Source organism: Allobosea sp. GW823-FHT01F03 (assembly GCF_058798075.1).
This window is the reverse complement of record NZ_CM179505.1, coordinates 1,176,470-1,189,399: the sequence shown is the minus strand read 5'-3', so window position 1 is coordinate 1,189,399 and position 12,930 is coordinate 1,176,470. Positions and strand designations below refer to the sequence as shown.

The window sequence follows — 12,930 nt, the reverse complement described above, 5'->3', positions numbered from 1 at the left end:
CTAGGTTTCCACCAACCCGGTCGTCTCGCCGCTGGCGGCGGAATCGGCGCGGCCATGCGGCAAGGCGAGATATTCCTCCGAGCGCATCTCGATCAGCCGCGAGACGGTGCGGTCGAACTCGAAGGCCTCGCGTCCCGAACGCGCGACATAAAGCCCGGTCGGCTCGGCAGCCGCCGAGGCGACGAGCTTCACATGGCTCTCATAGAGCGTGTCGATCAGAATGATGAAACGCTTCGCCTCATTGCGCCGGTCCATGTCCATCACCGGGATGTCGTCGAGCACCAGCGTATGGAAATCCTGGGCCAGAGCGAGATAGTCGGAAGCGCCATAGGCCTGCGCGCAGAGATCGGAAAAGCTCGCCCGCGCCACCCCGGCCGCCGCCTGCGGCAGCCTGAGCTCGTGCCCCTTGATCGCGATCGTCGCGGGCACGCCCCGGGCGACGCCGGACAGGCGCGCGAAGGCCGTGTCGAGCGCGGCTCGCGCCGCCGCATCGGCCGGGACGTGATAGGTCGGTGCGCCGCCGAGCTTCTCGAGCCGGAAGTCGGTGCGTGCGTCGAGCCGGATGACCTCGACCTTGCCTTGCAGCAGGGCGATGAAGGGCAGGAACAGCGCCCGGTTGAGCCCGTTCTCATAAAGCCGGGACGGCTCGACATTCGAGGTCGCGACCACGACGACGCCCGCGGCGAAGAGCGCCGTGAACAGCCGGCCGAGGATCATCGCATCGGCGATGTCGGTGACGGTGAACTCGTCGAAGCAGAGCAGCGTCGCCTCGGCGGCGAGCGCGGCGGCGACCGGGCCGATCGGGTCGGCCTCCTTGACCTTGCCGGCTTTCAGATCCTGGCGATAGGCATGGATACGCTCATGCACATCGGCCATGAAAGCATGGAAATGCACGCGCCGGCGCGAGGCCAGCGGCATCGCCTCGTAGAACATGTCCATCAGCATGGTCTTGCCGCGCCCGACGGAGCCCCAGATGTAGAGGCCCTTGACGCTCTCCGGCGGCGGCTGCTTGCGGCCGAACAGCCAGCCGAGCGCGCTGCTCTTCCTGGCAAGCTGACGGCTGGCGAGCGTCTCGGTCAGCGCCTGCAGGCGCTTGACCACGGCGACCTGCGCCGGATCGCGTTCGATCGCGCCGGTTGCGACAAGGGCGGCATAGCGTTCGGGAAGGGTAGCGGACATGACCTGGAGGCAAGGGACGAGGCGCCTGAGGGTTATTGCAGGCCAGCCCCGCCCGCAAGCGCCGGCCGGCAATGGCCCGGAGACGGCGACGGCGCGGCCTGATCGGCGATTGCACCGGACAGATTTGCCGCGCGCTGGCGTATGATTGGAGAAAACCTGTCCAAATATCGCAGCGTTAGCGGTAATTTGCCGCAATCAGCCCTCTTGCAATTGGCGCTCGCGAGCGCATTTTGAAGACCGAGTTAGGGAAGAATACGCCTCCTGGTCGGCAGCGTGTCACAGCGCTTTATCAGGAGCTGCAATTGAATCGTTCGATGAAACCTGGCGCGAAAGCCAGGCACGGCGAGGTCAGGCGTCTCTGGCCCACCGAGCGCGACCTCTTCACCGCCCATCTCCTGCGCCTCGATGCCGCCTCGCGGCGCGAGCGCTTCGGCACGGCGGTCAACGACGAATTCCTCACCGACTACGCCGAGAGCACCTTCGGCATCGGCGGGCTGGTCTATGCCTATGTCGAGGCCGGTGAAGTCCGTGGCGCCGCCGAACTGCGCGGGCTTGAGGAACTCGTCGTCCAGACTGGTGAAGCCGCCTTCAGCGTCGAAAGGGACTGGCGCCGGCGCGGCATCGGCGCGGCGCTGTTCGGGCACCTGATCACCGCGGCCCGCAATCGCGGCATCCGGACGCTCTACATGACCTATCTCCCCGAGAACATCGCGATGCGCAATCTCGCCCGCAAGTTCGAGGCCGAGCTGATCTCGGGTTACAATGACGTCGAATGCCGGATCGCCACCGGCGCCCCGACGCCGTTCACCTTGCTCGACGAGGCGCTCAACCATGCGCAGGGCTTCGCGGCGATGTCGCTCGCCTTGCAGCGCAAGCTATGGCAGCCGGCGCTTTTCAGCACAGCCGGCGGGCCTCACTGAAGGCCGGACGCGATCGCCGGACTTCCGCCGGCGATCCGCCTCTCGGTGAAAGCAGCGGCTTCGTCCGGGAAGCGAAGCCGCTTCCCGGTTCGACACTCAGCGATTGAGCGAGAGCGCCGCCCCCGATTTGGTGACGGCGCCGTTCATTGCGCCGCCGCCGGAAACGCGCAGCCGCGCCACCACCGAGCCGCCGCGCTGGTAGAGATAGACCTCCCCGTCCCGGTAATCCCAGGCATTGACCTGCTGCAATTCGCGGTTGGAGCAGCCATTGGCGCTGGCGCGGTAGAGGTCGAGCGAGGGCGCGCTCGAGAGCTGCACCCGGCAGGAGCCTCCTGTCGCCTCCTGCGCCGTCCAGCTGCCGACGACGGCATCCCGCGAGGCGCCGGGGCTGCGAGCCGGTGCCGGCGCTGGGTTGGGATTGGCGTTGGCGACCTGGCCGCGCAGCTGCGGCGCCTCGGTCACGCGCTCGACCGGCTGCTGGCCTTGCGGCGCGGCCTGGGGGTCGAAGAACGGATCACTCGGCGGCGGCAGGCCGGTACCCCCGGCCGGGGGCGCGGAGGCGACGGGGTAGCCGCCCGGCGGCGGCAGCGGCTCGGACATCACCGGCGCCGAGGAGATCGGCGGCGCGGATTGGAGCGGCTCGCTATAGACCGGCGCGCGCGCCGGACCCGAGCCCGGGCCGGAAAAGCGCTGCGAACCGGCACAGGCCGCCAGCCCGAGCAGCGGAACGAGGCCAGCCAGCCGCAGCAGACGCGTCGCAGGAAGATAGTTCAGCTTCATCTTCATCATCTCAATCGCGCGGCCGGCGGCGCCATCGCCGGGCCGACCTCCCCTGCATTGTGAATGCGGCGCCTGAACACGCCATGACCAAGTTCAAGGCGGTAAATGCAGCTCAGGTCAAGCGATCCCGCCATTTCGCCGACCGGTGCGGCATGGCAGAACCGGCTGTAGTCGACAAACGGGACCACAAGATGAAGCCGCTCACCCCCGCCGCGATTCGCCCACCCTTCGCCCGCTACAGCCATGGCGTCGAGCTGCCGGCCGGGCAGCGGCTGGTGTTCTGCTCCGGCCAGCTCGGCATCGCCGCCGACGGCACGATCCCCGAGAGCCCGCGCGACCAGGCCGATCTCTGCTTTGCCAACATCACCGCGATCCTCGGCGAGGCCGGCATGACCCTGGCGAACATCGTCCGGGTCAACGCCTACGTCACCGATCGCGCCCATATGAAAGGCTATATGGAATCGCGCGACGCCCATGTCGGCACGCCGCCGCCGGCCTCGACGCTGATGATCGTCTCCGGCTTCACCTTGCCGGAGTTCAAGGTCGAGATCGAAGTCGTCGCCGCCGCACCGGAAAAGCGGCGCAAGACGGCGCGCAGCACCAGCGCGCCGAAGTTCTGACGGCCGCGGGCCGGGCTCAGGCCGGCTCAGGCGCCCGCCAGGGATAGGTCCAGGTCTCGGTCAGCGCCTTGTCGCCGGAACGCAGGAAGGCGCGCAGATCGGCGAGCTGGCCGGGCTCGACCACAATGTCGAAGAAGGCGCGGAACCCCTCGGTCTTGCGGTTCGGCACGATGAAGGCGCGCACGATCCGCCCGTTCGAGATCGAGGGCACGATCTCGACCTTTTCCGGCTGGTTGAGATGGAAGGCGAGATCGCCGCCGGAAAAGTCGATGATGAAGCGCCGCGCCCCGTCCGGCACCGGCTCACCCGAGCCCAGCGCCTTGGGCCGCGCCTGGTAGGTGTTGATCGCCCGCCCGCCCGGATGCAGCTCGTCGGCATCGAGCATGGCTGAGAGCTTGTAGCGGAAGCTGAATTCGCGACCGGGCTCGATCGGGTTCTTCGGCGCCCAGAGCGCGACCACATTGTCGTTGGTCTCGTCGGTGGTCGGCAGCTCGATCAGCTCGACATGTCCCTCGCCCCACTCGCCTTCCGGCTCGATCCAGTAGGAGGGCCGCAGCTCATAGGCGAGGTCGAGATCCTGGTAGTGCTCGAAGACGCGGTCGCGCTGGATCAGGCCGAAGCCGCGGACATTGCGCTCGACGAAATAGGACGAGGCCTGCTCGCGCGGATTGCGCAGCGGCCGCCAGATCCACTCGCCGCTGCCGGAATGGATCATCAGCCCGTCGGAATCGTGCAGTTCGCTACGAAAATCGTCGTGGAAACGCCGGTCATTCTCGCCGGTGAAGAACATCGAGGTCAGCGGCGCCAGGCCGAGCCGCTCGATCTTGCGGCGTGCGAACAGGGTCGCCGAGACATCGATCACACTGTCCTGGCCGGGATAGATGTTGAAGCGATAGGCGCCGGTCGCCGAAGGCGAATCGAGCAGGGCGTAGACCGTGATGCGCTCGGCATTCGCCGCCGGCGACTCGACCCAGAACTCGCGGAAGACCGGGAACTCCTCGCCATCGCGCACGCCGGCGCCGATCGAGAGCCCGCGCGCCGAGAGCCCATAGCGCTGACCACGGCCGAGCAGGCGGAAATAGCTCGCGCCGATGAAGGAGATCAGCTCGTCGAAAACGCGTGGATCGTTCAGCGGATAATGCAGCCGGAAACCGGCGAAGCCGAGATTGACCGGCAGCGGCTTCTCGAACTTGGTGCGGCCATAATCGAAGAGATTGGTGGCATAGGGCACCGGCGTCGGTACGCCCTCGCGGATGACGTTCACCGTCACCGGGCGCGTGAACAGGAAGCCGGGATGGAACATCTGCAGGCGGAAGCCTGAATTGGTCTGCGCCAGCAGTGAACGCTCGGGCCGGAAGCGGATCTCGCGCCAGGCGTCGAAATCGAGCCGCGTCAGCGCCTCCGGCAGGCTCGGCCCCGCCTCATAGGGCGCGATCGAAATCTCGCGGGCGCGGCGCACCACCTCCTCGAAGCCGAATCGCGGCTGCGGCGGCGACGCCTCGGGCTGCTGGGCCAGCAATGCCTGCGGCGCGGCCGCGGCGCACAGGGCGGCGCTCAGCCCGGCCAGAACCCGGCGGCGGTCGGTCACGATCATGGCGAAAGCTCGTCCCAGTCTCATCGCGCGGCGAAGGCGCATTCCGGCAATGACTTAGGGGATGAAATGGGGCCGGTCTAGGGCGTCGGCGAGGCCGGAAGGCACCCGCATCACGGCCGCGGCCATAGCGGCGGCACATCCCTCGCCGCGTTCGCCAAAAAAACCGCGTCCGGGCGTAAGAAAAAACTTGAAGCCGGAGCCACCCATCCGTATATCGGCCTTACCCAATTCGCACGTGCCTGTGGCCGCGTGCCGGTCGGTGGGCATCCGGACAAGAGGCCGGACAGCCGCCAGGGATGGGAAACGGATGGAGGGGGATGGATATCCCCTCAAATCACGCTCCCGGTCTTCGCAAGAGGGCCGCTCCCGAACAGCGACTGGCAGCCGGAGGCGAAACCGGCGAACCCCGAATCTCCACGGGGGACGCAGCTTAAAGCAACGACGGAGCGGGCTTTTTTGGTCTCGTTGACCCTCCAAAGGTCAACACCGAAGAGGCTTGTCCTTCATTGCCGGCCGTGCGGGGATAAATCTCCCAATCGACGGTGTTTTCGGGTCCGGACGTGACGTCCGCTGTCCTTGGCGTCTCCATCGCGCCTCGGATCGCGAACGTTTCAACCGGCTACACGTCGTATCGGCGCCGCTTGCGCCGAAGAGGAGTCGCGCCGATGACCGAGCGCATCCGTGGTTTTCTCCGTGACCGCCGTGAGGATGGTCCCTGCGTCGTGATCGACCTCGAGGTCGTGCGCGAGAACTATGTCGCCTTCTCCCGGGCGCTGCCGGACACCCGCGTCTTCTACGCGGTCAAGGCGAACCCGGCGCCGGAAGTGCTGCGCCTGCTGGCCAAGCTCGGCTCCTGCTTCGATTGCGCCTCGGTCGTCGAGATCGAGCTCGCGCTCTCGGCCGGCGCCACGGCGGACCGCATCTCCTTCGGCAACACCATCAAGAAGGAGCGCGACATCGCCCGTGCGATGGAGCTCGGCGTGCGCCTCTTCGCCGTCGACTGCATCGCCGAGACCGACAAGATCGCCCGCGCCGCCAAGGCGACCGGCACGCAGGATGCGAACATCTTCTGCCGCATCCTCTGCGACGGTGCCGGCGCCGACTGGCCGCTCTCGCGCAAGTTCGGCTGCGTGCCCGAAATGGCCGCGGACGTGCTCGAGCACGGCCATCGCAACGGGCTCGTCGCCTATGGCATCTCGTTCCATGTCGGCTCGCAGCAGGCGAATGTGCACGCTTGGGATTCCGCCCTGGCCTCGGCCTCGGCGGTGTTCAAGGAGTGCGCCACCCGCGGCATTTCGCTGTCGATGGTCAATCTCGGCGGCGGCTTCCCGGCGCGCTATCTGCGTCCGATCCCGGGCGTTCCGGCCTATGGCGATGCGATCTTCCAGGCGCTGTCGAAGCATTTCGGCAACCGTCTGCCGGAGACCATCATCGAGCCGGGCCGCGGCATGGTCGGCGAAGCCGGCATGATCGAGGCCGAGGTCGTCCTGATCTCGAAGAAGAGCGAGGACGACCAGGTCCGCTGGGTCTATCTCGACATCGGCAAGTTCAACGGGCTGGCCGAGACGATGGACGAGGCGATCCGCTATCCGATCCGTACGGAGCGTGACGGCGACGCCACGGTGCCTTGCGTGCTGGCCGGCCCGACCTGCGACTCGGTCGACGTGCTCTACGAGAAGACGCCCTATATGCTGCCCTTCTCGCTCGAGATCGGCGACAAGGTGCTGATCGAGGGCACGGGCGCCTATACGACGACCTATTCGGCCGTCGCCTTCAACGGCTTCCCGCCGCTGAAGCAGTACGTCATCTGACGCGGAGCATGTTCCGCAAAAGTGGCTGCCACTTTTGCGATCAGAACATGCTCAACTCTAGCAAGCGCGCATTCTTCTCGTCCGGCTGAAATCAGCCGGACGGAAAGCGCGCCGGGGTCGGCCTCGCCGCCCCTTGTGGATCGGGTCCGGCGAAGCGCCCTGCCAGGATCGGCAGGCCGCCCGGGAAACCGGGCGGAGCGCTTGCGCCTCCAGAATGGAGGGCGCAAGCGTGGCTCCCGCCGGACCCAATTTCCCCATTTCCTGACGTAGAGGCCGCGTTCGCGCGGCGCCGGGAAGGTCCGCGGAGGCGCGGGCGCTCCGGCCGGAGGTGCGCCATGATCACGATTCGCGAGGAAATCGCCGCCGATGTCGCGGCCCGCGAGCTCCTGCTCGATCGCTGCTTCGGCGAGCGCCGCACCGCCAAGTCGAGCGAGCGCTTGCGCGAAGGCCGGCTGCCGGCCGCGGGCCTGGCGCTCACTGCCGAGCGCGACGGCGCCCTCGTCGCGACCGTGCGTCTCTGGCATGTCGAGGCCGATGGCCGGCAGGCCCTGCTGCTCGGCCCGCTCGCGGTCGCCCCTGAACTGCATGGCGAAGGCCTCGGCGGCATGATGATGCGCGAGGCGATCTCCCGCGCCGCGCGTCACGGCCACGACGCCATCCTGCTCGTCGGCGACGCGCCCTATTACCAGCGCTTCGGCTTCTCGGCCGCGCCGATGGCCGAACTCGCCATGCCCGGCCCGGTCGAGCGCGAGCGCTTCCTCGGCCTCGAACTGCGCGACGGCGCCCTCGCCGGCGCCAGCGGCGTGCTCAAGCCCACCGGCAGGCTCGTCGCGACCGAGGGAACGGACGGTCTCCGACGTCGCGCCGCCTGAAACCGGGGAGCCGCAATCCTCGTCGACGGGCAGGCCATAGGCCTGCCCGTTTTCGTTTGGGATCGGCCCTCCCGGACGTTTCCGGTCAGGCTTCATCCGGCCGTCACCTCGATGCGCGAGCAGTGACGCGCCGGCCCCCGGAAACCAAAGCCAACCGCCTGCAAAAGCGGGGTTTTTGCCACTCAGCATTGACGTGAACGCCCCAACCCCATACGAGCCACGCTTGGCTCGAAACCTGACCCAGGAGTTGAAAAGAATGACGAATTGGCCCGTACACGGCGAGATCAGCGGCCCGATCGTGATGATCGGTTTCGGTTCGATCGGCCGCGGGACGCTGCCGCTGATCGAGCGGCATTTCAAATTCGACAAGAGCCGCTTCGTGGTGATCGCACCCGACGACGACAACCGGGCCCTGCTGGACGAACGCGGCATCCGCTTCATCCAGGAAGCCGTGACGATCGACAATTACAAGACCATGCTCGAGCCCCTGCTGACCACGGGTGGCGGCCAGGGCTTTTGCGTCAACCTGTCCTGCGACACCGGCTCGCGCGACCTGATGGAATTCTGCTCCAGCCTCGGTGCCCTCTATATCGACACGGTCAACGAGCCCTGGCTCGGCTTCTATTTCGATGAGAGCAAGGGCCCGGCCGAGCGCTCGAACTACGCGCTGCGCGAGATGACGCTCGCCGCCAAGCGCGCCCGCGCGCCCGGCGCGACGACCTCCGTCTCCTGCTGCGGCGCCAATCCCGGCATGGCCTCCTGGCTGGCCAAGAAGGCCCTGCTCAACCTCGCCTCCGATCTGCGCCTGAACCTGCCCGAGCCGACCACGCGCGAGGAATGGGCCGCGCTGATGCAACATGCCGGCGTCAAGGGCATTCATATCGCCGAACGCGACACGCAGCGCTCGCGCAATCCCAAGCCGCCGGGCGTCTTCGTCAACACCTGGTCGGTCGAAGGTTTCATCGCCGAAGCCGTGCAGCCCTCCGAGCTGGGCTGGGGCACCCATGAGCGCTGGATGCCTGACAACGCCCATACGCACGAAACCGGGTCGCAGGCCGCGATCTATCTGATGCAGGCCGGCGCCGAGACCAAGGTCCGGAGCTGGTGCCCGACGCCCGGCCCGCAATACGGCTTCCTCGTCACGCATAACGAGGCGATCTCGATCTCCGACTACTTCACCGTGCGCGACGACAGCGGCAAGGCGATCTATCGGCCGACCTGCCACTACGCCTATCACCCGGCCAATGACGCGGTGCTCTCGCTGCACGAAATGTTCGGCAATGCCGGCCGTGCCCAGACCGAGCACCACATCCTCGAGGAGAACGAGGTCGTCGACGGCATCGACGAGCTCGGCGTGCTGCTCTACGGCCACGCCAAGGGCGCCTACTGGTTCGGCTCGCAGCTCTCGACCGAGGAGGCGCGCAAGCTCGCCCCGTATCAGACCGCGACCGGCCTGCAGGTGACCTCCTCGGTGCTCGCCGGCATGGTCTGGGCGCTGGAAAACCCGAATGCGGGCATCGTCGAGGTCGAGGAGATGGACGTCAATCGCTGCCTCGAGATCCAGCGACCCTATCTCGGACCTCTCGCCGGCTACTACACCGACTGGACCCCGCTCGACGGCCGCCCGGGCCTGTTCCCGGAAGACATCGACACGTCCGATCCCTGGCAGTTCCGCAACATCCTGGTGCGCTGACGAGGCAGGCACGTCATGCTCGGGCGACCCCAGGGAGACCCGAGACGACCGGGTCAAACCCGGCCATGACGTGGAAAAGCAAAAAGGCCCGCCTTCCGGCGGGCCTTTCTCGTTCGGGAGCCTTGCGCCGCTTCAGAAGCCCGGCGTCGAGAAGCTGTTGGCGAAGGGGTTGCGGCCAGCGCCGATGCGCGGCGGCAAGGTGCCTTCGCCATAGAGGTCGCCAGCAGCCGAATAGACCGGGCTGGCGATGATGTTCTGGGTCGCGTAGCGGTTCATGCTACCAACCGCGACGACGTTGCCGGCGTCGAAATAGCTGCGCTTCTGCACGGTGATGCGCAGCGGCCGCCGCTCCTGCGCTTCGGCAAGCGAGACGGCGACGGTCGTGGCCGCGAGCGAGATGGCGAGGCCGGCGGCAAAACGCGAAAGCGAACGCATGGAAGTCTCCTGGAGCGACAACTTCCGTCAACGGCGGAAGCCTGATCGATGGGAACAGGATACAAGCACTGAGTTAATGCTTTTGCCGCGCCTTACCAGAGGTAAGGCGACATAACGAGGCCGTTACCTTGCGGCGCCTTGCCTTCCGGCGCCGGTTTTCAGGGCCGGCGCCTTTGCCTCGGCATCGGCGCCCTTGCGTCCGCCCGCAGCAGTACGCGGCACCGAGCAGCCCGGCCTGCGCTGCGGCTCGGCCTTCGCGAAGACGGCCCGCAACCCGGGATCGTCGCCGGCGCTGAGCAGCTCGACCCGGTCCAGCAGACAGGCGAGCTGCGTCCGGTCGACCGGCCTGGTCTCGCCCCCGCACAACCAGCCGGAGAAGGAAAGATGCGCCGCCCCATCGAGATGACGGAAGCCGATGCAGGCGCGGCCGGCGCTGCCATCGCTCAGGCCGATATCGGCGGTCTCGACCGTGCCGAATTTGGTTTCGATCAGCGTCGTGGTGCCGCTGCGGCCGACGGAGAGCCCGCGCGCCGCGCTCTCGCGCACCAGCGTGATCACGAAAGGCTGCGACAGCCCCACCGCAGCGCCCTGCTCCGCGGCCTCGCGATTGGCCTGGAACTTGAGTGCCAGGAAGGGTTGCCCGTCGCCGAACTCGCCAAAGCTAAGCATGTCCTCGCGCCGCCCCCCATCCTGGCTGCGCCGCGCCTCGTAGCCGGCACGTTTGCCGATCTCCGGCGCGTCCAGCCCGAACATCGCGATCGGCCGTGCGACATGGATCCAGCCCTCCTCGCCGAAGGCAGCGGGAACCGCCTGGATCCGGACATCGCGGATCGCCGGCGCAGCCACCGGCTCGGCCGGCACCACGCTCGACAGGCTCGGCAGCGCCTCCTCCGGCGTGCCGGAGGAAAGCCCGGCGACCAGGGTCGCGGTCAAGCCGATGCCGGTGGCCGCCGCGACGCCGCGCCAGAGCAGGCCGCCGGTCGGGCCCGCACCGCCGGCACGCAACAGCCGCCCACCTGTCCGGACCACGGCAGCGAAGCCGGCTTCGAGCGCGTCCGCAAGATCGATCAGCCGCGCGACCGGATCGACCCGTCTTGCCGGCACGCGACCGGTATCACCGGCCGGCGCCGGTCTCTGCAGGCGCGGCAGCGCGTTCCGCAGCCACGCGCGAACAACTGTCTTGATATCCCCGGACACGGCACGAACCCGACAATCTGCGGTCACCGGCAGCCACGACGCCGCCCGTTTCCGCTCCTCACCCGCTGGGTAGATTCGGCAGGCTCCGTCAGCGGCCCGTTACCGATGGCAGGAGATCGCGAAACAGGGTCAACGCCGGGTAAGCAGGCAGGGTTAACGCGGATCGGGCGGTTGCCCGGCAGCGCGCCAATTGACTTTTCGCTGGCGGCGGTGTTTGGGAAGCCGGCTGGAAGCTGCTATCCTTCCGGCCTCGCGATGATGCTCAGCTCTGGATTGGCTCTGTGACCTTCCGTCCGACGACGAAATGCACGACCAAAACGGCGACCGGGAAAACCCGGACGCTGCGCTGACGCTTCGCCTCGATTCCGGGTTCTCCCCCCCGGCCGGGGTCAAAGGCCGGAACCGCGCTCGAACTGCGCGGCGAGGGCCTCCCGGGGAGGATGAACCGGTTTCGCCAGAAGGAATTCCAGCATGAGCTTCAAGGTCGCGGTAGTCGGCGCCACGGGCAATGTGGGCCATGAGATGCTCGACATCCTCGCCGAGCGGGCTTTCCCCGTCAGCGAGGTCGTGGCGCTCGCCTCGCAGCGTTCGGTCGGCACCGAGGTCTCCTTCGGCGACAAGAAGCTGAAGGTGAAGGCGCTCGAGCATTACGACTTCTCAGACACCGACATCTGCCTGATGTCGGCCGGCGGCGCCGTGTCCAAGGAATGGTCGCCGAAGATCGGCGCGCAGGGCTGCGTCGTCATCGACAACTCCTCGACCTGGCGCATGCACCCCGACGTGCCGCTGGTCGTGCCGGAGGTCAACGCCGCTGCGGCCGCCGGCTTCAGCAAGATGAACATCATCGCCAATCCGAACTGCTCGACCGCGCAGCTCGTCGTGGCGCTGAAGCCGCTGCATGAGCGCTTCGGCATCAAGCGCGTCGTCGTCTCGACCTATCAGTCGGTCTCCGGCGCCGGCAAGGAGGCGATGGACGAGCTCTTCAACCAGACCCGTGCCGTGTTCTCGGCCGGCGAGGTCGCCGCCAAGAAGTTCCCCAAGCGCATCGCCTTCAACCTCATCCCGCAGATCGACGTCTTCATGGAAGACGGCTTCACCAAGGAAGAGTGGAAGATGATGGCGGAAACCAAGAAGATCCTCGATCCGAAGATCAAGCTGACCGCGACCTGCGTGCGCGTGCCGGTCTTCATCGCTCATTCCGAGAGCGTCAACATCGAGTGCGAGAAGCCGGTCACCGCCGAGGAGGCGCGCGAGATCCTGCGCACCGCCCCGGGCATCCTCGTCATCGACAAGCACGAGCCCGGTGGCTACATCACCCCGCATGAGGCGGCCGGCGAGGACGCGACCTATATTTCGCGCATCCGCGAGGACAACACCGTCGAGAACGGTCTCGCCTTCTGGTGCGTGTCCGACAATCTGCGCAAGGGCGCGGCCCTGAACACGGTCCAGATCGCCGAGGTTCTGGTCAACCGCAAGCTGATCCAGCCGCGCAAGCGCGCGGCCTGAGCCAGCTCTTCCCAAGCAGGCGCGTCGCGGCAAAACTCGCCGCGACGCGTTGAATCTGCAGCAGCTTCTCTCCCTGTTTCCCATCCTGCCCGGAACCGGGTTCCTGCCGAACCCAGCGCGCAAGGCCAGGAAGCCGGCCACCGCCGCGGGCGCGCCGGACATGGCCGCCTTTCCCTCTTAGCGCGACCATCCCACGGCGAACCTGCTAGGGTCCCTGACCTTCCCTGGTGCAGCAGCGGCCGGCTTGCGACAATCTCCTTCCCCTGACACGCAACCCCTCCAAGGCGGGCAGCCTCCGCCTCCGCGTCGCGAGAATTCGCTGC

General features: G+C 67.3%; 11 protein-coding genes. 6 read left to right on the top strand and 5 right to left on the bottom strand.

The window, feature by feature from the left end; genetic code table 11:
- Positions 1-1,179, bottom strand: coding sequence for a cell division protein ZapE (zapE, locus tag AC3RCC_RS05510; protein ID WP_291638090.1), 1,179 nt, complete (start codon positions 1,177-1,179; stop codon positions 1-3).
- Between the two features lie 302 nt (positions 1,180-1,481).
- Between zapE and AC3RCC_RS05505 the strand changes: the two genes are divergently transcribed.
- Positions 1,482-2,099 (top strand): GNAT family N-acetyltransferase, encoded by a 618-nt coding sequence (locus AC3RCC_RS05505; protein WP_452117266.1) that lies wholly within the window; start codon positions 1,482-1,484, stop codon positions 2,097-2,099.
- 96 nt (positions 2,100-2,195) lie between these two features.
- Here AC3RCC_RS05505 and AC3RCC_RS05500 read toward each other — a convergent pair whose 3' ends face one another.
- Positions 2,196-2,879 carry an AprI/Inh family metalloprotease inhibitor gene (locus tag AC3RCC_RS05500; protein ID WP_492257848.1) on the bottom strand — a complete coding sequence of 228 codons (684 nt, stop codon included), beginning with the start codon at positions 2,877-2,879 and terminating at the stop codon, positions 2,196-2,198.
- 191 nt (positions 2,880-3,070) lie between these two features.
- Here AC3RCC_RS05500 and AC3RCC_RS05495 point away from each other — a divergent pair, with 191 nt between their 5' ends.
- Positions 3,071-3,499 (top strand): RidA family protein, encoded by a 429-nt coding sequence (locus AC3RCC_RS05495; protein WP_492257847.1) that lies wholly within the window; start codon positions 3,071-3,073, stop codon positions 3,497-3,499.
- Between the two features lie 16 nt (positions 3,500-3,515).
- Here the strand turns inward: AC3RCC_RS05495 and AC3RCC_RS05490 are convergent, their stop codons facing one another.
- A complete protein-coding gene (locus AC3RCC_RS05490) occupies positions 3,516-5,093 on the bottom strand; it encodes an OpgD/OpgG family glucan biosynthesis protein (RefSeq protein WP_291645811.1) in 1,578 nt (525 codons plus the stop codon).
- Positions 5,094-5,758: 665 nt separating this feature from the next.
- Here AC3RCC_RS05490 and AC3RCC_RS05485 point away from each other — a divergent pair.
- The 3 genes from AC3RCC_RS05485 to AC3RCC_RS05475 all read left to right on the top strand — a co-directional run bounded on the left by AC3RCC_RS05485 (position 5,759) and on the right by AC3RCC_RS05475 (position 9,469).
- Positions 5,759-6,904 carry a type III PLP-dependent enzyme gene (locus AC3RCC_RS05485; protein WP_291638095.1) on the top strand — a complete coding sequence of 382 codons (1,146 nt, stop codon included), beginning with the start codon at positions 5,759-5,761 and terminating at the stop codon, positions 6,902-6,904.
- A 335-nt stretch (positions 6,905-7,239) separates the two neighbouring features.
- On the top strand, positions 7,240-7,776 hold the full coding sequence (locus AC3RCC_RS05480; protein ID WP_291638096.1) for a GNAT family N-acetyltransferase: 537 nt from the start codon (positions 7,240-7,242) through the stop codon (positions 7,774-7,776).
- 256 nt (positions 7,777-8,032) lie between these two features.
- On the top strand, positions 8,033-9,469 hold the full coding sequence (locus AC3RCC_RS05475; RefSeq protein WP_291645813.1) for a homospermidine synthase: 1,437 nt from the start codon (positions 8,033-8,035) through the stop codon (positions 9,467-9,469).
- 132 nt (positions 9,470-9,601) lie between these two features.
- Here AC3RCC_RS05475 and AC3RCC_RS05470 read toward each other — a convergent pair whose 3' ends face one another.
- Both AC3RCC_RS05470 and AC3RCC_RS05465 read right to left on the bottom strand, forming a co-directional pair.
- Positions 9,602-9,904 carry a hypothetical protein gene (locus tag AC3RCC_RS05470; protein WP_291638098.1) on the bottom strand — a complete coding sequence of 101 codons (303 nt, stop codon included), beginning with the start codon at positions 9,902-9,904 and terminating at the stop codon, positions 9,602-9,604.
- A 123-nt stretch (positions 9,905-10,027) separates the two neighbouring features.
- Complete coding sequence (locus AC3RCC_RS05465; RefSeq protein WP_492257846.1) at positions 10,028-11,008, bottom strand: hypothetical protein; 981 nt, start codon at positions 11,006-11,008, stop codon at positions 10,028-10,030.
- Positions 11,009-11,572: 564 nt separating this feature from the next.
- Between AC3RCC_RS05465 and AC3RCC_RS05460 the strand changes: the two genes are divergently transcribed.
- On the top strand, positions 11,573-12,607 hold the full coding sequence (locus tag AC3RCC_RS05460) for an aspartate-semialdehyde dehydrogenase (RefSeq protein ID WP_291638100.1): 1,035 nt from the start codon (positions 11,573-11,575) through the stop codon (positions 12,605-12,607).
- Positions 12,608-12,930: the final 323 nt, after the last annotated feature.